Annotated in this window: 15 protein-coding genes; 8 read left to right on the forward strand and 7 right to left on the reverse strand. The window is 55.9% G+C overall.

The features are described 5' to 3' along the window. Positions 1–20: 20 nt before the first annotated feature. From yfaE to ubiG, 4 genes are all read right to left on the reverse strand, one after another. Entirely contained in the window at positions 21–275 is a 255-nt protein-coding gene (gene yfaE / locus IM271_RS05880) for a class I ribonucleotide reductase maintenance protein YfaE (protein WP_010433414.1), read from the reverse strand. Beyond that, positions 275–1,405 carry a class Ia ribonucleoside-diphosphate reductase subunit beta gene (gene nrdB, locus IM271_RS05885; RefSeq protein WP_041908962.1) on the reverse strand — a complete coding sequence of 377 codons (1,131 nt, stop codon included), beginning with the start codon at positions 1,403–1,405 and terminating at the stop codon, positions 275–277. The genes yfaE and nrdB overlap by 1 nt, the downstream gene beginning before the upstream one ends. 49 nt (positions 1,406–1,454) lie before the next feature. After that, positions 1,455–3,740 carry a class 1a ribonucleoside-diphosphate reductase subunit alpha gene (gene nrdA / locus IM271_RS05890; RefSeq protein WP_028013905.1) on the reverse strand — a complete coding sequence of 762 codons (2,286 nt, stop codon included), beginning with the start codon at positions 3,738–3,740 and terminating at the stop codon, positions 1,455–1,457. A gap of 347 nt (positions 3,741–4,087) precedes the next feature. Continuing rightward, entirely contained in the window at positions 4,088–4,816 is a 729-nt protein-coding gene (ubiG, locus tag IM271_RS05895; protein ID WP_020690665.1) for a bifunctional 2-polyprenyl-6-hydroxyphenol methylase/3-demethylubiquinol 3-O-methyltransferase UbiG, read from the reverse strand. A 146-nt stretch (positions 4,817–4,962) separates the two neighbouring features. On the opposite strand from ubiG, the gene gyrA reads away from it, so the two are divergent. Further along, positions 4,963–7,599 carry a DNA topoisomerase (ATP-hydrolyzing) subunit A gene (gene gyrA, locus IM271_RS05900; protein WP_028013903.1) on the forward strand — a complete coding sequence of 879 codons (2,637 nt, stop codon included), beginning with the start codon at positions 4,963–4,965 and terminating at the stop codon, positions 7,597–7,599. 134 nt (positions 7,600–7,733) lie between these two features. Further along, a complete protein-coding gene (gene rcsC, locus IM271_RS05905; RefSeq protein WP_047367976.1) occupies positions 7,734–10,580 on the forward strand; it encodes a two-component system sensor histidine kinase RcsC in 2,847 nt (948 codons plus the stop codon). A gap of 112 nt (positions 10,581–10,692) precedes the next feature. Here the strand turns inward: rcsC and rcsB are convergent, their stop codons facing one another. Together rcsB and rcsD are read right to left on the reverse strand one after the other, a co-directional pair. Further along, entirely contained in the window at positions 10,693–11,343 is a 651-nt protein-coding gene (rcsB, locus tag IM271_RS05910) for a response regulator transcription factor RcsB (RefSeq protein ID WP_006176468.1), read from the reverse strand. Positions 11,344–11,359: 16 nt separating this feature from the next. Further along, positions 11,360–14,032 carry a phosphotransferase RcsD gene (gene rcsD / locus IM271_RS05915; RefSeq protein WP_193052310.1) on the reverse strand — a complete coding sequence of 891 codons (2,673 nt, stop codon included), beginning with the start codon at positions 14,030–14,032 and terminating at the stop codon, positions 11,360–11,362. A 742-nt stretch (positions 14,033–14,774) separates the two neighbouring features. Between rcsD and IM271_RS05920 the strand changes: the two genes are divergently transcribed. From IM271_RS05920 to mgtE, 6 genes are all read left to right on the forward strand, one after another. Beyond that, positions 14,775–15,887: a porin OmpC gene (locus tag IM271_RS05920; RefSeq protein WP_028013899.1), complete on the forward strand. Its 1,113-nt coding sequence runs from the start codon at positions 14,775–14,777 to the stop codon at positions 15,885–15,887. A gap of 115 nt (positions 15,888–16,002) precedes the next feature. Beyond that, a complete protein-coding gene (apbE, locus tag IM271_RS05925) occupies positions 16,003–17,058 on the forward strand; it encodes an FAD:protein FMN transferase ApbE (RefSeq protein ID WP_045629880.1) in 1,056 nt (351 codons plus the stop codon). 72 nt (positions 17,059–17,130) lie between these two features. Continuing rightward, on the forward strand, positions 17,131–18,189 hold the full coding sequence (ada, locus tag IM271_RS05930) for a bifunctional DNA-binding transcriptional regulator/O6-methylguanine-DNA methyltransferase Ada (protein WP_193052356.1): 1,059 nt from the start codon (positions 17,131–17,133) through the stop codon (positions 18,187–18,189). Continuing rightward, a complete protein-coding gene (alkB, locus tag IM271_RS05935) occupies positions 18,189–18,845 on the forward strand; it encodes a DNA oxidative demethylase AlkB (RefSeq protein ID WP_193052311.1) in 657 nt (218 codons plus the stop codon). Before ada ends, alkB begins: the two co-directional genes overlap by 1 nt. A 69-nt stretch (positions 18,846–18,914) precedes the next feature. Then, the gene (locus IM271_RS05940; protein WP_193052312.1) at positions 18,915–20,558 is read left to right on the forward strand and encodes a multidrug ABC transporter permease/ATP-binding protein; all 1,644 of its coding nucleotides are present in this window, start codon (positions 18,915–18,917) and stop codon (positions 20,556–20,558) included. 147 nt (positions 20,559–20,705) lie between these two features. Further along, positions 20,706–22,142 carry a magnesium transporter gene (mgtE, locus tag IM271_RS05945; protein ID WP_028013894.1) on the forward strand — a complete coding sequence of 479 codons (1,437 nt, stop codon included), beginning with the start codon at positions 20,706–20,708 and terminating at the stop codon, positions 22,140–22,142. On the opposite strand, the gene IM271_RS05950 is transcribed toward mgtE, so the two are convergent. After that, the gene (locus IM271_RS05950; protein WP_193052357.1) at positions 22,105–23,394 is read right to left on the reverse strand and encodes a SulP family inorganic anion transporter; all 1,290 of its coding nucleotides are present in this window, start codon (positions 23,392–23,394) and stop codon (positions 22,105–22,107) included. The genes mgtE and IM271_RS05950 overlap by 38 nt on opposite strands. Positions 23,395–23,492: the final 98 nt, after the last annotated feature.

Consider the following 23,492-nt stretch of genomic DNA (forward strand, 5'->3'; position numbering starts at 1 on the left):
AAGGGCCGTAAGGCCCTTTTTTACATCTCGATCTCAATATCGCCTTTTGCCCGGCAGCAGCAGGGCAAAATTTCCCCTTCACTGATAAAGGCCAGCGGTTCGGTCAGCCAGTCCACCTGGCCTGCGACCAGACGGCAGCGGCAGGAGCCGCAATAGCCTTCACGACACTGGTACTCTACCTCCACCTGATGCGCCTCAAGCGCCACCAGCAGGGAAGGGTGCTCTTCCTGGCACAGCACTTCGGTGCCAGAAAGGCTCAGCGTTACGCGCGTCATCAGAGCTGGAAGTCGCTCAGGTCGTCGGTGTTGACTTCAGAATCAATCTGACCGACCAGATAAGAGCTCACTTCCACTTCCTGCGGCGCAACCTGCACGTTATCGGATACCAGCCAGGTGTTGATCCACGGAATCGGGTTAGAGCGCGTCTGGAACGGCAGGTCCAGACCAACCGCCTGCATGCGGATGTTGGTGATGTACTCCACGTACTGGCACAGAATATCTTTGTTCAGGCCAATCATGGAGCCGTCACGGAACAGGTAGTCTGCCCACTCTTTCTCCTGCTGAGCCGCCAGCACGAACAGGTCGTAGCACTCCTGCTTGCACTCTTCGGCGATTTCCGCCATCTCCGGGTCGTCCGTACCGCTGCGCAGCAGGTTCAGCATGTGCTGGGTGCCGGTCAGGTGCAGGGCTTCGTCACGAGCGATCAGACGGATGATTTTGGCGTTGCCTTCCATCAGCTTGCGCTCGGCAAAGGCGAAGGAGCAGGCGAAGCTCACGTAGAAGCGGATCGCTTCCAGGGCGTTAACGCTCATCAGGCAGAGGTACAGCTGCTTTTTCAGCGCGCGCAGGTTCACGGTAACGGTTTTGCCGTTCACGCTGTGGGTGCCTTCGCCCAGCAGATGCCAGTAGCTGGTCATCTCGATCAGCTCGTCGTAGTAGTGCGCAATGCCTTCCGCGCGCTTCTGGATCTGCTCGTTAGTGACGATATCGTCAAACACCACCGCCGGATCGTTCACGATGTTGCGGATGATGTGGGTGTAAGAGCGGGAGTGGATCGTCTCAGAGAACGCCCAGGTTTCCACCCAGGTTTCCAGCTCAGGAATCGAGATCAGCGGCAACAGCGCCACGTTCGGGCTACGGCCCTGAATGGAGTCCAGCAGCGTCTGGTACTTCAGATTGCTGATGAAAATATGCTTTTCGTGATCCGGCAGCGACTGGTAATCAATACGGTCGCGGGAAACGTCAACTTCTTCCGGACGCCAGAAGAAGGAGAGTTGCTTTTCAATCAGCTTTTCGAAGATGTCATATTTTTGCTGATCGTAGCGTGCCACGTTGACCGGCTGGCCGAAGAACATTGGCTCTTTGAGCTGGTCGTTTTTCGTCTGTGAAAAGGTGGTATATGCCATGAGTGTGTCCTGTCTTACGAAATAAAGGCGGGGATATCCCCGCCCTTCATTAGATCTTACATGCGCCGCTTTCGCAGCCATCGTCCTGAATTGACGGTACCAGGTCGTCCTGCGCGTCTTCTGCACCGTCACGGGTGTTGTGATAGTACAGCGTTTTCACGCCAAATTTGTAGGCGGTCAGCAGGTCTTTCAACAGCTGCTGCATTGGTACCTTGCCGGACGGGAAGCGCGTCGGGTCGTAGTTAGTATTGGCAGAGATCGACTGGTCGATAAACTTCTGCATGATACCCACCAGCTGCAGGTAGCCGTCGTTGTTTGGCATCTCCCACAGCAGTTCGTAGTTGTTGCCCAGCGTTTCGTAATCCGGCACCACCTGACGCAGCACGCCGTCTTTCGACGCTTTAATGCTGACGTGGCCGCGCGGTGGCTCAATACCGTTGGTGGCGTTGGAGATCTGCGAAGAGGTCTCGGACGGCATCAGGGCAGAGAGCGTGGAGTTACGCAGGCCGTGCGTTTTGATGGACTCGCGCAGGCCTTCCCAGTCCAGGTGCAGCGGCTCGCTGACGATCGCATCCAGGTCTTTCTTATAGGTGTCGATCGGCAGAATGCCTTTTGCATAGGTGGTTTCGTTGAACCACGGGCACGCGCCTTGCTCTTTCGCCAGCTCGTTAGAGGCTTTCATCAGGTAGTACTGAATCGCTTCGAACGTCTGGTGCGTCAGGTTGTTAGCGCTGCCGTCGGAGTAACGCTTGCCGTTTTTCGCCAGCCAGTAGGCGAAGTTGATCACGCCGATACCCAGGGTACGACGGCCCATTGCGCCGCGTTTAGCGGCCGGGATTGGGTAATCCTGGTAGTCCAGCAGGGCATCCAGCGCACGTACCGCCAGCACGGCCAGCTCTTCCAGCTCGTCCAGGCTCTTAATCGCACCCAGGTTGAACGCGGAGAGCGTACACAGGGCGATTTCGCCGTTTTCGTCGTTCACGTCTTCCAGCGGTTTGGTTGGCAGGGCGATCTCCAGGCACAGGTTAGACTGGCGCACTGGCGCAACCGCCGGATCAAACGGGCTGTGGGTGTTGCAGTGGTCAACGTTCTGGATGTAGATACGGCCGGTAGAGGCGCGCTCCTGCATCATCAGGGAGAACAGGTCTACCGCCTTCAGGCGCTGTTTACGGATGCTGTCGTCTTTTTCATATTTGGTGTACAGACGCTCGAACTCGTCCTGATCGGCGAAGAACGCGTCGTACAGGCCCGGGACGTCGGACGGGCTGAACAGGGTGATGTCTTCCCCTTTCAGCAGACGGGTGTACATCAGCTTGTTGATCTGCACGCCGTAGTCCATGTGACGCACGCGGTTGCCTTCCACGCCGCGGTTGTTTTTCAGTACCAGCAGGCTTTCCACTTCCAGATGCCACATTGGGTAGAACAGGGTCGCTGCGCCGCCGCGCACGCCGCCCTGAGAGCAGGATTTTACCGCCGTCTGGAAGTGCTTATAGAACGGGATACAGCCGGTGTGGAACGCTTCACCGCCGCGAATCGGGCTGCCCAGCGCGCGGATGCGACCGGCGTTGATGCCGATACCGGCACGCTGCGAGACGTATTTCACGATGGCGCTGGAGGTGGCGTTGATGGAATCCAGGCTGTCACCACACTCGATCAGTACGCAGGAGCTGAACTGACGGGTAGGAGTGCGCACGCCAGACATGATCGGCGTTGGCAGAGAAATTTTGAACGTCGATACCGCATCGTAGAAACGCTTCACGTAGTCCAGACGGGTGTCGCGCGGGTAGTTTGAGAACAGGCAGGCAGCCACCAGAATATAGAGGAACTGGGCGCTTTCGTAGATCTCACCAGTCACACGGTTCTGAACCAGGTATTTGCCTTCGAGCTGCTTCACCGCCGCGTAGGAGAAGTTCATGTCGCGCCAGTGATCGATAAACCCGTTCATCTGCTCGAACTCTTCTTCCGTATAGTCTTCCAGCAGATGCGTGTCGTATTTGCCCAGCTCAACCATTTTCACCACGTGATCGTAAAGCTTCGGCGGCTCGAACTGGCCGTAGGCTTTCTTACGCAGGTGGAAAATCGCCAGACGCGCAGCGAGGTACTGATAATCCGGTGCGTCGCGGGAGATCAGATCTGCCGCTGCTTTGATAATGGTTTCGTGGATATCAGACGTTTTGATGCCGTCGTAGAACTGAATGTGAGAACGCAGTTCAACCTGGGATATAGATACGTTATTCAGTCCTTCTGCTGCCCAGTCGAGAACTCGATGGATTTTGTCCAGATTGATACGCTCGGTAGTACCGTCGCGCTTTGTCACCAGCAGACTCTGATTCATGTGGGTTTTACCTGTCCGTGAAATAAAAAATATCCCCCGCTTATCCACAGATCCGTCTTGTGACTAACTCTGTGGATAAATACTACATATAGGGGGTTTGCGATAAGAAAAACGCTATATGGTGAGTATTCTAGTATCGAATCTTTTCAGCACAAGGGTTGATTTTGAGGTTAAATTGAGGTTGTGAAAGGGTAAAAAAGCGTAAGTCCTCGTACCGTAAGGCCTGGAAGAGATGTCAATAATTTAGAAAAAAAATTCAAAATTTGATCGAGTGCTGATTTCTTCAACGGGAGGTCAGAATTGCGCAACATGATGTCGCGCAATCATTATAAGAATAACGGATGACGTTAGTCGTTTTTGGCGGTTGTATGCAACATATAGTTAACATCAACGCCCGGGGCAAGTTTGAATTTATCCGTTAGCGGGTTGTAGTGCAGACCCGTGATGTGCTGCTCCTTAAGCCACGTCTGGTCAACCCAGCCCAGCAGTTCGGCAGGCTTGATAAACTTCTTCACGTCGTGCGTCCCTTTCGGCACCATGCGCAGCACATATTCTGCGCCGACCACGGCCATCAGCCAGGCTTTTCCGTTGCGGTTGATTGTCGAGAAGAAGACCTGGCCGCCCGGCTTCACCAGTTTTGCACAGGCGTTTACCACCGACTGCGGATCCGGAACGTGCTCCAGCATCTCCATGCAGGTCACCACATCATACTGGTGGGCATGTTTTGCCGCGTGCTCTTCCACGGTTTCCTGCACATATTCCACCTGTATACCGGACTCCAGCGCATGAAGACGGGCAACCTGTAGAGGCTCGAAGCCCATGTCCAGGCCGGTGACGGTGGCCCCTTCGCGCGCCATGCTCTCCGCCAGGATGCCGCCGCCGCAGCCGACGTCGAGCACTTTCTTACCGAACAGACCGCCGGAACGCTCCGCGATATAGCCCAGACGCAGCGGGTTAATACGATGCAGCGGTTTGAACTCACCTTCGAGATCCCACCAGCGGGACGCCACCGCTTCAAATTTGGCAATCTCTTCGTGGTCAACGTTGTGAGCCACCGGGGATTTTTCGGCATTCATGGGCGCTTTTACTCCTTATTTAGCAAGACAAATGAGTATATCAGGCAATCCCTGTGAATAAAGCGTATAGGTTTACCTGTATCACCGCGGCTGTGTTATAATTTGCGACCTTTGAATCCGGGATACAGTAGAGGGATAGCGGTTAGATGAGCGACCTTGCGAGAGAAATTACACCGGTTAACATCGAGGAAGAGCTGAAAAGCTCCTATCTGGACTATGCGATGTCGGTCATTGTTGGCCGTGCGCTGCCGGACGTCCGCGATGGCCTGAAGCCGGTACACCGTCGCGTACTATACGCCATGAACGTATTGGGCAATGACTGGAATAAAGCCTACAAAAAATCTGCCCGTGTCGTTGGTGACGTAATCGGTAAATACCATCCCCATGGTGATTCCGCGGTGTACGACACCATTGTCCGTATGGCGCAGCCGTTCTCGCTGCGTTACATGCTGGTAGATGGTCAGGGTAACTTTGGTTCTATCGACGGCGACTCCGCCGCGGCAATGCGTTATACGGAAATCCGTCTGGCGAAGATTGCCCATGAGCTGATGGCCGACCTGGAAAAAGAGACGGTTGATTTCGTTGATAACTACGACGGCACGGAAAAAATTCCTGACGTTATGCCAACGAAGATCCCTAACCTGCTGGTGAACGGCTCGTCCGGTATCGCCGTGGGTATGGCGACCAACATTCCGCCGCACAACATCACGGAAGTGATCAACGGCTGCCTGGCCTATATCGACGATGAAGACATCAGCATTGAAGGGCTGATGGAACACATCCCGGGCCCGGACTTCCCGACGGCGGCGATCATCAACGGTCGTCGCGGCATTGAAGAAGCGTACCGCACCGGTCGTGGCAAGATTTACATCCGTGCCCGCGCCGAAGTGGAAGCGGACGCCAAAACCGGCCGTGAAACTATCATTGTTCACGAGATCCCGTATCAGGTGAACAAAGCGCGTCTGATTGAAAAAATCGCCGAGCTGGTAAAAGAGAAACGCGTTGAAGGCATCAGCGCGCTGCGTGACGAGTCTGACAAAGACGGTATGCGCATCGTGATTGAAATCAAGCGCGACGCGGTGGGTGAGGTTGTGCTGAACAACCTGTACTCCCAGACTCAGCTTCAGGTCTCCTTCGGTATCAACATGGTTGCGCTGCACCATGGTCAGCCGAAGATCATGAACCTGAAAGAGATCCTGAGCGCGTTCGTGCGTCACCGCCGCGAAGTGGTGACCCGTCGTACCATCTTCGAACTGCGCAAAGCGCGCGATCGCGCTCATATCCTTGAAGCACTGGCCGTTGCGCTGGCGAACATCGACCCGATCATCGAGCTGATCCGCCGTGCGCCGACGCCGGCAGAAGCGAAAGCGTCGCTGGTTGCGCGTCCGTGGGATCTGGGCAACGTGGCGGCGATGCTGGAACGTGCGGGCGACGACGCCGCGCGTCCTGAGTGGCTCGAGCCTGAATTCGGCGTGCGTGACGGTCAGTACTACCTGACTGAACAGCAGGCCCAGGCGATTCTGGATCTGCGCCTGCAGAAGCTGACCGGCCTTGAGCATGAAAAACTGCTCGACGAGTATAAAGAGCTGCTGGAGCAAATTGCTGAGCTGCTGCACATCCTGGGTAGCGCCGAGCGCCTGATGGAAGTGATCCGCGAAGAGCTTGAGCTGGTCCGCGATCAGTTCGGCGACGAGCGCCGCACCGAAATCACCGCCAACAGCTCTGATATCAACATTGAAGATCTGATCAACCGCGAAGACGTGGTAGTGACCCTGTCTCACCAGGGCTACGTGAAGTATCAGCCTCTGACCGACTACGAAGCACAGCGTCGTGGCGGCAAAGGTAAATCTGCGGCACGTATTAAAGAAGAAGACTTCATTGACCGTCTGCTGGTGGCCAACACCCACGACACGATCCTCTGCTTCTCCAGCCGTGGCCGTCTGTACTGGATGAAGGTCTATCAGCTGCCGGAAGCGAGCCGCGGTGCGCGCGGTCGTCCAATCGTCAACCTGCTGCCGCTGGAAGCGAACGAACGTATCACCGCCATCCTGCCGGTACGCGAGTACGAAGAGGGCGTGAACGTCTTTATGGCGACCGCCAGCGGTACCGTGAAGAAAACCGCGCTGACCGAGTTCAGCCGTCCGCGTTCTGCCGGTATTATTGCGGTAAACCTGAACGAAGGCGACGAGCTGATCGGTGTGGATCTGACCTCCGGTTCTGATGAAGTGATGCTGTTCTCTGCGGCCGGTAAAGTGGTGCGCTTCAAAGAGAACGCCGTGCGCGCAATGGGTCGTACGGCGACCGGCGTGCGCGGTATTAAGCTGGCGGGTGAAGACTCCGTTGTTTCCCTGATCGTTCCACGTGGCGAAGGCGCAATCCTGACCGTCACCCAGAACGGCTACGGTAAACGTACGGCGGAAAGCGAATACCCGACCAAGTCACGCGGCACGCAGGGCGTTATCTCCATCAAGGTTACCGAGCGCAACGGTTCTGTTGTGGGCGCGGTGCAGGTGGACGATGCCGACCAGATTATGATGATCACCGATGCCGGTACGCTGGTGCGTACGCGTGTATCCGAGATCAGCGTGGTGGGCCGTAACACCCAGGGCGTTATCCTCATCCGTACGGCGGAAGATGAAAACGTGGTCGGTCTGCAACGCGTTGCTGAGCCGGTGGACGACGAAGAGCTCGATTCCATCGACGGCAGCGTCGCGGAAGGTGATGATGAAATCGCACCGGAAGCAGAGAGCGACGACGACGCAGCGGATGACGCTGACGAGTAATCTCTTCTGACGCATAAAGGGCCGGATTCCGGCCCTTTTCTTTTGCAGATGCAGATACGTGAACGTTGCGACAAGCCGCGTTTACCGCTACCTTAACCACATTCTTTTGACCCCGACGGCGGAGCCTCGCCCCTTTGAAATACCTCGTCTCCTTTCGTACCACGCTGAAAGTTTCTCGCTATCTGTTCCGGGCGCTGGCGCTCCTGCTTTGGCTGCTGGTGGCCTTGCTGTCGGTGTTTTACATCGTCAATGCGCTGAACCAGAAAGAAGCGGAGATCCGCCAGGAGTTTAATTTAAGCTCCGATCAGGCCCAGCGCTACATTCAGCGAACGTCTGACGTGATGAAGGAGCTGAAGTATATTGCCGAAAATCGGCTGACGGCAGAAAACGGTATCCTTGCCCTGCGCGGGCGCAATGACAAAACCGAAGTGCCGGACTTCCAGCCGCTGTTCCCGGACTCTGATTGCTCCACCATGAGCAGCACCTGGCGCGGGTCGCTGGAATCTCTCGCCTGGTTTATGCGCTACTGGCGCGACAACTTCTCCGCCGCCTACGACCTTAACCGCGTATTCCTGATTGGCAGTGAAAACCTCTGCATGGCTGACTTTGGCCTGCGCGATGTGCCCGTCGAGCGCGATGATGCGCTGAAAAGCCTGCACGAGCGTATTGTGAAATATCGCAATGCGCCGCAGGACGAGCGCGGGAACAACATTTTTTGGATTAGCCAGGGGCCGCGCATGGGCGTGGGCTATTTCTACGCGCTGACGCCGGTCTACCTGGGCAATCGTCTGCAGGCGCTGTTGGGGATTGAGCAGACCATCCGCATGGAAAACTTCTTCACGCCGGGCAGCCTGCCGATGGGCGTGACCATTCTGGATGAAAACGGGCATCAGCTGATCTCACTCGCCGGGCCGGATAAAAGTTTGAACGTCGATCCGCACTGGATGCAGGAACGCTCATGGTTTGGCTACACCTCCGGCTTCCGCGAGCTGGTGCTGAAAAAAAGCCTGCCGCCATCGTCGCTGAGCATTGTTTACTCGCTGCCGGTGGATATGGTCCTTGAGCGGATACGCATTCTTATTATGAATGCGATCCTGCTGAACCTGCTGGTGGGCGGGGCGCTGTTTACGCTGGCGCGCATGTATGAGCGGAGAATCTTTATTCCCGCCGAAAGTGACGCCCAGCGTCTGGAGGAGCACGAGCAGTTCAACCGCAAGATTGTCGCCTCGGCTCCGGTGGGGATCTGCATTCTTCGTACCCAGGACGGGACCAACATCCTGAGTAACGAGCTGGCGCACAACTACCTGAACATGCTGACGCACGAGGACCGGCAAAGGCTGACGCAAATCATCTGCGGCCAGCAGGTGAACTTTGTCGACGTGCTCACCAGCACCCACACTAACCTGCAGATCAGCTTTGTTCATTCCCGCTATCGCAATGAAAACGTAGCGATTTGCGTGCTGGTGGATGTCTCCGCGCGCGTGAAGATGGAAGAGTCGCTGCAGGAGATGGCGCAGGCCGCGGAGCAGGCCAGCCAGTCGAAATCCATGTTCCTGGCTACCGTCAGTCACGAGCTACGTACGCCGCTGTACGGGATTATCGGTAACCTCGATCTGCTGCAGACGAAGGAATTGCCGAAAGGCGTCGACCGGCTGGTAACGGCGATGAACAACTCCTCCAGCCTGCTGCTGAAGATCATCAGCGATATTCTCGACTTCTCTAAAATTGAGTCTGAGCAGCTGAAAATTGAGCCGCGCGAGTTTTCGCCGCGTGAGGTCATGAACCACATCAGCGCCAACTATCTGCCGCTGGTGGTGCGTAAACAGCTGGGGCTCTACTGCTTCATTGAACCGGACGTGCCGCTGACGCTGCACGGCGACCCGATGCGCCTGCAGCAGGTCATCTCTAACCTGCTCAGCAATGCCATCAAATTCACCGATATCGGCTGCATTGTGCTACACGTCTGCCGGGCGGGAGATTACCTCAGCATCCGCGTGCGCGACACGGGGGTGGGCATACCGGCCAAGGAGGTGGTACGTCTGTTCGATCCGTTCTTCCAGGTCGGCACCGGCGTGCAGCGTAACTTCCAGGGCACCGGTCTGGGGCTGGCGATTTGCGAGAAGCTCGTCAGCATGATGGACGGTGACATTTCCGTGGATACTGAGCCCGGCATGGGCAGCCAGTTCACCATCCGCATTCCGCTCTATTCCGCGCAGTATCCGGCAAAAGCCACGGTTGACGGGCTGAACGATAAGCGCTGCTGGCTGGCGGTCAATAATGCCTCGCTGAATGACTATCTGACGGCGCTGCTCGCCCATAGCGGCGTGAGGGTCTGCCGCTATGAAGGCCAGACGCCGGACGTGGACGATGTGCTCATCGCCGACGAGATGCCGGAACAGCCGTGGCAGGGGAGAGGAACGGTGCTCTTCTGCCGTCGCCACATTGGCATACCGGTTGAACGTGCGCCGGGGGAATGGGTGCACAGCGTCGCAACGCCGCATGAGCTGTTGAGCCTGCTGGCCCGTATCTATAAAGTCGAGCTGGAAGAGAACGACGGTGCAGTCGCGCTGCCGTCACCGGAAGGTCTGGCGTCAGTGAATGACGATATGATGATTCTGGTGGTGGATGACCATCCGATTAACCGCCGCCTGCTGGCTGACCAGCTCGGATCGCTGGGCTATCAGTGCAAAACCGCCAATGACGGCGTGGATGCGCTGAATGTGCTGAGTAAAAATCATATTGATATCGTGCTGAGCGACGTCAACATGCCTAACATGGACGGCTACCGGCTGACGCAGCGCATCCGACAGCTTGGCCTGACGCTGCCGGTCGTGGGCGTAACGGCGAACGCGCTGGCGGAAGAGAAACAGCGCTGTCTGGAGTCGGGCATGGACAGCTGCCTGTCGAAACCGGTGACGCTGGACGTGCTCAAACAAACGCTGTCTGTTTATGCGGATCGCGTGAGAAAAACCAGAATATAAAAAAGGCCCGTAAGGGCCTTTTTTATTTGCCCGGCGGCGCTGCGCTTGCGCGGGCCTACGGGTTCTGTAGGCCGGGTAAGCGTGAGCGCCATCCGGCATTTACAGTGGGGGATCAATCCTTATCCGATGCGCTCAGCGTAACGGAGGAGAGATAGTTCAGCAGGGCAATATCGTTGTCCACGCCCAGCTTCATCATTGCTGATTTTTTCTGGCTGCTGATGGTTTTAATGCTGCGGTTCAGCTTCTTGGCAATCTCGGTCACCAGGAAACCTTCGGCGAACAGGCGCAGAACTTCGCTCTCTTTCGGCGACAGGCGTTTGTCACCGTAGCCACCCGCGCTGATTTTTTCCAGCAGACGAGAGACGCTCTCAGGCGTGAACTTCTTGCCTTTCTGCAGCGCAGCCAACGCTTTTGGCAGATCGGTCGGGGCGCCTTGCTTCAGCACAATCCCTTCGATATCCAGATCCAGCACGGCGCTCAGGATCGCCGGGTTGTTGTTCATGGTCAGAACAATAATCGAGATGTCCGGGAAGTGACGTTTAATATATTTGATGAGCGTTATCCCATCACCGTATTTGTCTCCAGGCATAGAGAGATCGGTAATGAGCACGTGCGCATCAAGCTTTGGGAGGTTATTGATCAGTGCTGTAGAGTCTTCAAATTCACCGACTACATTCACCCACTCGATCTGTTCAAGTGATTTGCGAATACCGAACAGTACAATCGGATGGTCATCGGCAATAATTACGTTCATATTGTTCATGTATAAGGCTACCTTGCTACAGCAAGCTTTTGACGTAGGCGTCAATGTCGCTGATGTATTTTTCAATGCCAGAGGCATCTTTCTCACGAATTAGATGTTCCAGCGTTTCACATAACTGCTTGCCGGGAACCAGATTAAGCATGGCAAACACCCCTTTAAGCCGGTGTGCTGTCTGTGCCAGCGCTGCAAAATCATTCGCAGCGGACTCAGTATACAACCGCTTCACATCATCTGGTACTGTATCAACAAAGAGGGAATAGTATCCGCTGGCGTGAAGCTCGGCATTTTCATTACCGCCTAACGGGGATTCCGTTATCTCTTCCTGCGCCAGCTGCTCTTCTATTAGTTGTAGTACAGCTTCCTGCATCGCATTGCTTATATTAAAGTTGACGCGCAGCTGGCCAGGGCCGATTTTCCGCACGCGTGACTCATCATCGCTTAAAAGCAAGCCCGAGGCAGTAAGATTAGACGGATTATCAGTTAAAAACAGATCAAATTCTTGACTTGCCAGCCTTTCATCCGGCGTGATGCAGGCCGCGCCCCAGTTTTCGAGCTGACGAACCACAATATTGCGGATCTCGTTTGAGGTTACATCCACCATCACCACGACGTCATCCAGCAGGCGTTCTTCATCTTCTTCCTGCGGATTGGCGGCCATTTTCACGTGCAGAGAGTAACGGGTGCCGAGCGATTCACGGGCCTTGATATTCAGATGGCCGCCGAGCTTACGCGCCAGCTGATCGCACAGCCAGAAGGTCAGGGCGTTAGCCTTGCCGTAATGATCGCTTTGCGTGTCATTCAGGAACGGGAAGTGCAGATTATCAATTTCACTCGCCGTCACGCCTTCCCCGGTGTCCAGAATGCGGAACGTCAGGCGATCTTCCGCCGACTCGTCGGTGCTCACTTCCAGGGTGATCTTGCCGATTTGCGTGGTGGTCACGGCGTACTGAATAATCATCAGCAGAATACGACGCAGCGCCTCGCGGTCGCCGTGACGTTCGTCATTGGCGGGTAAATGGTTGTTGATCAGCAGCTGCAGCCCTTTACGCTTAATTACGGGCAGGACTTCGGGAACCACTTCATCGATCAGATCCTGAATGGAGAAGAGAGAAGGGGTGCCTTTCCAGAAATCATTCTCCAGCATATTTGCCAGCTGGATCTCATCCACCATGCGGACCAGCGAGTCGGCCTGGCAGGCGAGCTGGTGGCTTTCAGACGTGTTTAACGCTGCCGCCTGGGTCGCCAGCGTTTTTAACGGCTCCTTGAAGGCATCGCCAATATTCTGCATGAATGCCGCGCGCCCCTGTTGGTTCTTCTCATACAGCCTTTGCGCCTGCTTGAGCTTTTTATTCACCAGCACTTCGCGATCCTGATCGCGAATGATGAAGATTTGCGTACGCGGTGCCACCTGGCTGCGGAACTGACGGATCTCGTACAGTTCATTGTTAATGGTGGCCTGAATAACCCCCTGGTGCTGATCCGCCATAGTGGTGATGTTCTGCAGGTTAAGGTGCGGCAGCAGATGGTCAGCAATTTTATTGCTCATCACCGTGCGATTCGATTCCTGATCGTGAACTAACACCCCTAGCGGCAGCACGGAGACAATCTCTTCATTGAGCGCGCGCAATACGCGCAGCTCGTTGGTGTTGCCTGCGGAGACCGCAGACGAGTCGCTCTGGCGTCCCGGCTGGAAGCGGAAGGTGCTGTAGCCAAACAGGGCCAGCGCCAGCAGACCAATATTCAGCAGCAGCGGCAGCAGAATATTTTGCAGGGTATCAAGCAGCAGCGTGCCGAACGGTACCTGCCACACCAGACGCATGCCGGTTGAGTTCAGCGACGAGGCAATTTCAATTTTCGAGCCGTTAAAGGAGATGGTGACGCTCTCTGCGGCCTCTTTGTCGGACGCCGCACGCATGTTCTGGGTGCTGCTGTCCGGCTCCAGACGGAAGCTGTCGAGCGGCATATCCGGCGGGATCAAATCATTAATGGGTAAATCGAAGGCCACGACCGTCGCCAGATGACCCGGCTGGTTAAAGGTGGTACGCAGGGTAAAATAGTGACCATTCTGCCAGGCCAGCCGGCGCAGCGATGAGAAGCTCTCACGTTCATCAAGGGCGTTGGCCTGCTGCAGCATTTCTGCCCGGCGGGAGTCGACAATGCTGCCGACCGTCGTCTCTTTAAATCCGGAAGAGAGATCTTTCAACGGCAGCGTCGAGATCAGGATCATGCTGTTGTCCTGACCGTTCAGATAGTACATCGACCACGGCACCGTTTCGGCGCCCCAGAGGGTATCCAGGTAGGTCGAAATACGCTGCGTCATCTCAAGGGTCGCGCTGTCGTGAGAGCCAAAGATAAGTGCTTCAGTCTTACGCTGCGGTTTTTCGAGATAGTAGACATCCTGCTTCAGCCGCGTCTCCTGAAGTCCATCTCCGGATGAGCTGGCAGGCGCTGCCGCAATGTTGTCGTAAATCTGCCAGGTGGCGTAGCGCCAGGTATCAATGCGCTTGTGTACGGCGTGGGTAATATCCACCACCTGATAGCTCTTATCCTTCAGCCAGGCGTTAACCGCGCTCTGCACCATCACGCCCATTGTGACTAACAGCACCACGATCAAAAGAAGAAAGAAACGGGTGATGCTCCCGGGCAGAAGGGAGAATTTGCTTTGGGCGGTAGTTTCAGTCTGACTCATTGATATCTTTAACCCGTGATGGTCGTGCTCTGTGGCGATAGGGCAGTATAAAGGGTAATAACTGAAATTCCAGCGCCACTGTCCTTGAACAAGCGACTTTTTCGATGACCCATGCGAGAGAAAAAGTACGCCTTAAATGTGTACAAGTACATAATGCATGTACAAATAAAAAATGCATTTCGTCAGAAAATAGCACGAATTAACAAGAAATTGAGTTTTGAGAGAATTTTCCCGTTATGCACAGGGGCGAGCGTGAATTTAGTTAATAGTCGTTACAATTACGCGGCGGTAGCACAAAAAAGGAAAAGTTACGTAAAGAAGGGTAAAAAAAACCGAATGCGATGCATCCGGTTGAATTAGGGATAAACAGACATTCAAAGCTGAATGACGGTAATAAATAAAGTTAATGATGATAGCGAGAGTTATTTTAGAGACTGGAGTCGATCTTGTTTTGTCATTCAGTGCGGTAACGTTTTTTATTTTAACTCTTTGATATGTATTGGGTTATTTTTCGTTTTGATTATAAGTGCTAAATTTCTAAGCTTTTTGTGCTTTGTAAAAGTTCCTTTTCATTTACATTTTGAAACATGTTGATGGATAAATGAAACATCTTCAAAGTTTTCGTATCATATTCGCATTGGATTATTCTGTAATTTTGCGGAGAATGAATTTGCCGACTGGTTAATGAGGGTTAACCAGTAAGCAGTGGCAATTATAAGGCATATAACAGAGGGTTAATAAAATGAAAGTTAAAGTACTGTCCCTCCTGGTACCAGCACTGCTGGTAGCAGGCGCAGCAAATGCGGCCGAAATTTATAATAAAGATGGCAACAAATTAGATCTGTACGGCAAAGTTGATGGTCTGCACTATTTCTCTGACGACAAGAGTGCTGACGGCGACCAGACCTACATGCGTCTTGGCTTCAAAGGCGAAACTCAGGTTAACGATCAGCTGACCGGTTACGGCCAGTGGGAATACCAGATCCAGGGCAACACGACTGAAAGCGACAACCAGTCCTGGACGCGTGTGGCGTTTGCTGGTCTGAAATTCGCTGAAGCGGGCTCTTTCGATTACGGTCGTAACTACGGCGTGATCTACGACGTAACTTCCTGGACTGACGTTCTGCCAGAATTTGGCGGCGATACCTACGGCTCAGACAACTTCCTGCAGTCTCGTGCTAACGGCGTGGCGACCTATCGTAACCAGGACTTCTTTGGTTTGGTGGATGGCCTGAACTTTGCGCTGCAGTATCAGGGTAAAAACGGTAGCGTAAGCGGCGAAAACGTCGGTGGACGCAGCCTGCTGAAACAGAACGGCGACGGCTACGGTGCATCCGTAACCTATAACCTGGGCGAAGGCTTCAGCGTGGGTGGTGCGATGTCCTCCTCCAAACGTACCGCTGACCAGAACGCACCGGGCGTTTACGGTAACGGCGATCACGCAGAAGTCTATTCTGGCGGCCTGAAATACGATGCCAACAACATCTACCTGGCTGCGCAGTACTCTCAGACCTACAACGCAACCCGCTTCGGTACCTCTAACGGCAGCAGCCCGACTACCGCTTACGGTTTTGCTAACAAAGCGCAGAACTTCGAAGTGGTTGCTCAGTACCAGTTCGATTTCGGCCTGCGTCCATCCGTGGCTTACCTGCAGTCCAAAGGTAAAGACATCGAAGGTTACGGCGATCAGGATCTGCTGAAATATGTTGATGTGGGTGCGACTTACTACTTCAACAAAAACATGTCCACCTACGTGGATTACAAAATCAACCTGGTTGATGAAAATGAGTTCACCCGTCAGGCCGGTATCGGCACTGATGATATCGTCGCGCTGGGTCTGGTTTACCAGTTCTAATCGCGTCATCGTGTGACTAAGGGGCCCTGAAGGCCCCTTTTTTGTGCTTTTTTTTGGCCTCACAATGCAACCGTTTTGGTGTACTCTTGCCGCCCTGGCATGAGGATAATAATGAATGGACATGACTTTTTTACGCGCCAGCTTTCTGGCTATGCTTTTTTTCCTGACCGCGTGTGACGATTCCGCGCCCGTGGCGAAAACCGATGCACCCGCCGCGACGGTGCTCGAAGGCAAAACGATGGGCACCTTCTGGCGCGTCAGCGTGATGGGCCTGGATAAAACGCGCGCTGATGAACTTCGCGGTAAAATCCAGTCTCAGCTGGACGCCGACGACCAGCTGCTCTCAACCTATAAAAATGACTCGGCGCTGATGCGCTTTAATCTTTCCACCAGTACCTCCCTGTGGCCGGTGAGCGAAGCGATGGCTGATATCGTCACCGAATCAATGCGCGTGGGATATAAAACCAACGGCGCGATGGATGTCACCGTCGGGCCTCTGGTCAATCTCTGGGGATTTGGCCCGAACAAACAGCCGGATACCACACCCGATCAGGCGGCCATTGATGATGCCCGCGCCCGGACAGGGCTAAAGCATCTGACGGTGATCAACCAGTACGGCCAGCAGTATCTGCAGAAAGATATCCCCGATCTGTTTGTCGATCTGTCGACGGTAGGTGAAGGTTACGCGGCGGATCACCTTGCCGCGCTGATGACGCAGGAAGGGATATCGCGCTACCTGGTCTCCGTGGGGGGCGCGTTAGTCAGCCGGGGCATGAACGCCAGCGGTAAACCGTGGCGCGTGGCGATTCAAAAACCGACCGATCGGCAAAACGCCGTACAGGCCATTGTGGATATTAACGGGCACGGCATCAGCACTTCCGGGAGCTACCGTAACTATTACGAGCTCGACGGGAAGCGAATTTCGCACGTGATCGATCCGCTGACCGGACGTCCCATCACGCATAACCTGGTCTCGGTGACCGTGATTGCCCCCACTGCGCTGGAAGCCGACGCCTGGGATACCGGATTAATGGTTCTCGGCCCAGAAAAAGCCAAAGAGGTGGTTCGTCAGGAAGGACTGGCGGTTTATATGATCACTAAAGAGGGCGACGGGTTCAAAACCTGGAGCTCGCCGCAGTTCAACAGCTTCCTGGTGAGCGACAAAAATTAAAAAGCAAGGTTGCGGGTTTTTTATCACTGGCACTCGGGCACGCTAAAGGTATGCTTGTAAGAGGAGCTGATGATGAAAAATCCAACCTATATGAATGATGAGGATCGCTGGCAGGCCGTTCTGGCTCGCGATCCGCGCGCTGACAATCGGTTTGTCTTTGCCGTGCAGACGACGGGGATTTTCTGCCGCCCGTCATGCCGCGCCCGTCACGCGCTGCGTAAAAACGTCTGCTTTTATCCCGATGTCCAGCATGCCGTTCAGGCAGGGTTTCGCCCGTGCAAGCGCTGCATGCCGGACAAACGCGATCCGAATCAGCAAAAGCTGGCGAAAGTGGAGCACGCCTGTCGCCTTCTGGAGCAGGATCCCGCGCTGACGCTTGAAGGCCTGGCGCAGCAGATCGCCATGAGTCCTTTCCATTTCCATCGGCTGTTTAAGTCCGTCACCGGGATGACCCCAAAATCCTGGCAGCAGGCGGCGCGGGGGCAGCGTCTGCGCGCGGCGCTTGCGCAGGGAAACAAAATTACCGATGCCGTGCTGGCGGCAGGGTTTCCCGACAGCAGCAGCTATTACCGCAAAGCCAACGATGCGCTGGGCATGACGGCGAAGCAGTACCGCAAAGGCGAGGTGGCGGTGCGTTACGCCATCGGCGACTGTTCGCTGGGACGCTGCCTGGTTGCGGAAAGCGAGCGGGGGATTTGCGCGATACTGCTGGGCGACAACGATACCAAACTGGCAGAAGAATTTGCGACGCTGTTTCCAAACGCGGAGCCTGCCCCGCAGGAAGATGCCTTTGCCCAGCGTATCAGACAGGTCATTGCCAGTATTGATAACCACGCGGTGCCGCTGGCGCTGCCGCTGGATATACGCGGCACCGCGTTCCAGCAGCGGGTCTGGCAGGCCCTTCGTGACATCCCCTGCGGGGAAACGGCCAGCTATCAGCAGGTGGCGAAGGCGATTGGCCAGCCCAACGCGGTGCGTGCCGTCGCGGGTGCCTGTGCGGCAAACAGGCTGGCGATTGTGATCCCCTGTCACCGCGTGGTCCGCAACGACGGCGCGCTGTCGGGCTATCGCTGGGGGGCGGCGCGAAAAGCGCTATTACTGAAACGTGAGGCGAAACGCCGGGAGGGATAATGCTCGATCTTTTTGCGGATGCTGAACCGTGGCAGGAGCCGCTTGCGCCCGGGGCAGCGATCCTGCGCCGCTTTGCACTCTCCCGTGCGGCGGCATTGCTTGCCGGTATTGAAGAGGTTACGGCGGTTTCACCGTTTCGCCATATGGTGACACCGGGCGGCTACACCATGTCGGTGGCCATGGCCAACTGCGGCGAACTGGGGTGGGCGACGAACGAACGTGGGTATGTGTATGCCCCAAACGATCCCACGACCGGCCGGCCGTGGCCTCCCATGCCTGCGGTGTTTCAGGCGCTTTGTCACGAGGCTGCCGTTGCAGCAGATTACCCTGACTTCCGGCCGGATGCCTGCCTGATTAACCGCTACGCCATCGGCGCGAAGCTCTCCCTGCATCAGGACAAGGATGAACCCGATCTGCGCGCGCCCATCGTCTCGGTATCGTTGGGTCTGCCCGCCGTCTTCCAGTTTGGCGGATTGCGCCGCAACGATCCGCTCAGGCGCATTATGCTGGAGCACGGCGACGTGGTGGTGTGGGGCAGGGAGTCACGGCTGTACTATCACGGCATTCAGCCCCTGAAGCCCGGGGTTCATCCCCTTACTGGCGAATACCGATTTAACCTTACATTCCGTCAGGCGGGATTGAACAAACAAAAATAAGAATTATTCTTGATGTCCGCGCCGGGCAGTTTACACTGCTGGCTGATTTTTATTGTCCGGATTGCCTGCATGCAACTACTTCTTCTTGTCTGGCGTCAGTACCGCTGGCCCTTCATTGCCGTAATGGCCTTAAGCCTTGCCAGCGCGGCGCTGGGTATTGGCCTGATCGCGTTTATAAACGTGCGGCTGATCGAAATGGTCGATACCTCACTCTCGGTTCTGCCGGAGTTTCTCGGCCTGCTGCTGCTGTTGATGGCGGTTACGCTCGGCTCTCAGCTTGCGCTGACCGCGCTTGGTCACCATTTCGTTTTCCGCCTGCGCAGCGAGTTCATCAAGCGGATCCTCGACACGCAGGTTGAGCGCGTGGAGCAGCTCGGCAGCGCCTCCCTGCTGGCGGGGCTGACCAGCGACGTGCGCGCGATTACCATCGCGTTTGTCCGCCTGCCGGAGCTGGTGCAGGGGATCATCCTGACCTTTGGCTCGGCGGCCTATCTCGCCTGGCTTTCGACCAAAATGCTGGCGGTGACCGCGGTGTGGATTGCCATCACCATCTGGGGCGGTTTCATGCTGGTGTCGCGCGTCTATAAACACATGGCGGTTCTGCGCGAAACGGAAGATAAGCTCTATAACGATTACCAGACGGTACTGGAAGGGCGCAAAGAGCTCACCCTGAACCGCGAGCGCGCCGAGTACATCTTTAACCATCTCTATATTCCGGACGCGCGCGAATACCGGCACCACATCATTCGCGCCGATACCTTCCACCTGAGCGCGGTGAACTGGTCCAACATTATGATGCTGGGCGCCATTGGCCTGGTATTCTGGATGGCGAACAGCCTGGGCTGGGCGGATACCAACGTGGCGGCGACCTACTCGCTGACCCTGCTGTTTCTGCGTACGCCGCTGCTCTCGGCCGTCGGCGCATTGCCAACCTTGCTGAGCGCGCAGGTGGCGTTTAACAAGCTTAAGAAGTTCGATCTGGCGCCATTTAAGGCTGAATTCCCGCGCCCGCAGGCCTTCCCGAACTGGCAGACCCTGGAGCTGCGCGACGTGACGTTCCGCTATCAGGACAACGCCTTCTCCGTGGGACCGGTCAACCTGACGATTCACCGCGGCGAACTGCTGTTTCTCATCGGCGGCAACGGTAGCGGAAAATCCACGCTGGCGATGTTGCTCACCGGACTTTACCAGCCGCAGTCGGGCGAGATCCTGCTGGACGGTAAGGCGCTGAGCGCGGAGAAACCCGAGGATTACCGCAAGCTTTTTTCAGCGGTATTCACCGATGTCTGGCTGTTTGACCAGCTGCTGGGGCCGGAAGGGCAGCAGGCCAATCCGGCGCTGGTTGAGAAATGGCTTGCGCAGCTGCAGATGTCGCACAAGCTGGAGCTCCAGGACGGCAAAATCCTGAACCTCAAGCTCTCTAAGGGGCAGAAGAAGCGCGTGGCGCTGCTGCTGGCGCTGGCGGAAGAGCGTGACATCATCCTGCTGGATGAATGGGCGGCGGATCAGGACCCGCACTTCCGTCGCGAGTTTTATCAGGTGCTGCTGCCGCTTATGCAGGAGATGGGCAAGACCATTTTCGCCATCAGCCACGACGATCATTACTTCATTCACGCCGACCGTCTGCTGGAGATGCGCGACGGCAGGCTGAGCGAGCTTACCGGCGACGAGCGCGATGCGGCGTCGCGTGACGCGGTGGCGCGCACGGCCTGATGCCCTCACTCTAACCCTCTCCCACGGGGAGAGGGGATAATCGTGGCCTTAATGCCGCTTTTTTCTCCATCCCGCCTCGCTGTTTATTCTTATTTACATATCCTCGCGCTATGCTTAGTCTCAACTCATTTAATGGATTTATGATTGATGTCGGTATTAAAGAAAAACAGCGCCAGGCAGCGTGACCAGGAACGTGCGCGACTCATCTGGCTTCTCACGACCGATAAAGCGGTCACGTCTACGTTATTAGGCAAACTGACCCTGGCTGAGCAATATGATGTCGGCACCTTAGCCGACGATATTGCTGAGGTAGGTGCGCTGGTTGCTCATTTACCGCCGCCGGATCTGGCGGATACCCTGGAAGCGCTTCCTTCGGAAGAGCGTCACGCCCTCTGGCGCCTGGTACAGGATCACGAGCGCGGCCAGGTTCTGCTTGAAGCCTCGGAAAACGTCTGGGATGACCTGATCGATGAGATGAGCGATCGGGATATCCTCGACGCCCTGCAAACCCTGGATATCGACGAGCAGATTTACCTTGTACAGCATCTGCCGCGTAACCTGACTGGCCGCCTGCTGGCCTCTCTGCCTGCCGATGAACGTGCGCGCGTGCGTCAGGTGATGCACTACGAGAAAAACAGCGTCGGCGCGATCATGGAGTTCGGCGTTATCACGGTACGTCCGGACGTCACGCTCGGTACCGTGCAGCGCTACCTGCGCCGCCTGGGCAAAATGCCGGACAACACCGATAAGCTGTTTGTCACCTCGCGGGATAAAACCCTGCTTGGCGAGCTGGAGCTGAAAACCATCCTGCTCAACAGCGCCCAGCAGCGGGTGAGCGAGGTGATGGAAAACGAGCCGATGGTCTTCTCCCCGGAAGACGATGCGGAAAAAGCGGCGCGTACCTTTGAACGTGATGACCTTGTGAGTGCGGCGGTCGTAGACTCCGTTGGCAAGCTGATGGGCCGTCTGACCATCGATGAAATCGTTGACGTGGTTTATGAAGAGACCGATAACGACCTGCGCGCGCTAGGCGGGATCAGCGCCGAAGATGACGTCCACGCTTCCGTCGGTAAGGCGGTGAAAACCCGCTGGGCCTGGCTGGCTATTAACCTGTGTACCGCCTTCATCGCCTCCCGTGTGATTGACGGCTTTGAACACACCATTTCGCAGCTGGTGGCGCTGGCCTCGCTGATGCCGATTGTGGCCGGAATTGGCGGCAACACCGGAAACCAGACCATCACCATGATCGTCCGCGCGCTGGCGCTGGAAAATATTCAGCCCGGTAACTTCGCCTTTCTGATCTTCAGGGAAATGGGCGTGGCGCTGATTAACGGCCTGGTATGGGGCGGCATTATGGGCGGCATCACATGGTGGCTGTATGACGATATGGCCTTAGGCGGCGTGATGATGCTGGCGATGGTGCTGAATTTGCTGGTGGCATCGATGATGGGCGTCATTATCCCGCTGACGATGACCAAACTGGGGCGCGACCCCGCGGTGGGGTCGAGCGTGATGATCACCGCCATCACCGATACCGGCGGTTTCTTTATTTTTCTTGGGCTGGCAACGATTTTTCTGCTTTAACCTGACGCTTAATGCGGGCGGGGATCAGTGCCATGACGATAATCCCGCCCAGCACGCCAACCGCCAGATTGCCGGTTGATACTGTGGCGGCTACCGTCACCAGCATCACCACCGTTTCGGCAACCGGGGCATTTTTTATCGTGGCGGGCTGAAGGCTGTGCCAGCTGAAGGTTTTGACGGCAACAATCGCCATAATCCCCGCCAGCACCGCCATCGGGATTTTGGCCATCACTTCGCTGAGTGCCGTCACCAGGAGCAGCAGCACGATGCCCGCCGCAATGGTTGAAATGCGGCTTCGTCCTTTCCCCATCTCCACGTTAACGATGGTTTGTCCGATCATCGCGCAGCCCGCAATGCCACCGTAGAGCCCGGCCATGATATTCCCCACGCCCAGCCCGATGCTCTCGCGACGCTTGCTGGAAGGCGTAACCGTCAGTTCGTCCACCAGTTTTGCCGTCAGCAGGGACTCCAGCAGACCGACGAAGGCAATACTCAACGCGCACGGCCAGATAATGTTCAGCGTCTGTAAATTAAGCGGCACCAGCAGCTCGGTAAATCCAGGCAGACCGCCAGTCATTGAGCCTTCATCACCGACAGTCGGCAGGATCTGACCGGTGGTGACGGTGAAAAGGGTTAACAGCACAATCGCAATCAGCGGGGAAGGGACGCTTTTAATATAGCGCGGCACCCACAGCACAATCAGCAGCGTCAGCACGAACAGGCCCACAATCAGCGGGCTTCGGCTCCAGAAATGTGGCACCTGAGCGAAGAAAATCAAAATGCCAAGGGCGTTAACAAATCCGGTCATCACCGACTGGGGAATAAAGCGCATCAGCCTTGCCATGCCCAGCACGCCAAACAGAATCTGGATCACGCCAGCCATCAGCACGGCGGGAAGAATGTATTGTACCCCGTGCTGATGCACCATCGGGCCAATCACCAGCGCTACGGAACCGGCCGCAGCCGTGACCATTGCCGGACGACCGCCCAGCACGGAGAGAGCAAGACACAGCACCACGGAGGCGATCAGGCTGACCTTCGGGTCAACGCCCGCCACCACGGAAAATGAGATCACTTCGGGGATCAGCGCCAGAGCGGTAATCACGCCCGCCAGCGTTTCACGCGCCAGTTGTTTAGGGGAGTGCAGCACGCTGGCTACACTGTCGTCAGGGGATACGGCAGAATGAGGTAAGGACATAACAGTTCGCTGGTTAGGGCAGGCTTCCGTGCGCGCGATCACAAAGTGCAGCATAGTAGCCATAAATTCCTCCTTATACCAGTTGCGCGCCGCAATCCCCTACAAACAATCCATCATTAAATTTCACAATTACAATAATTTCGTAACCTTTA

It is taken from the genome of Enterobacter cloacae complex sp. I3 (genome assembly GCF_014896175.1).
GTDB lineage: Bacteria > Pseudomonadota > Gammaproteobacteria > Enterobacterales > Enterobacteriaceae > Enterobacter > Enterobacter bugandensis.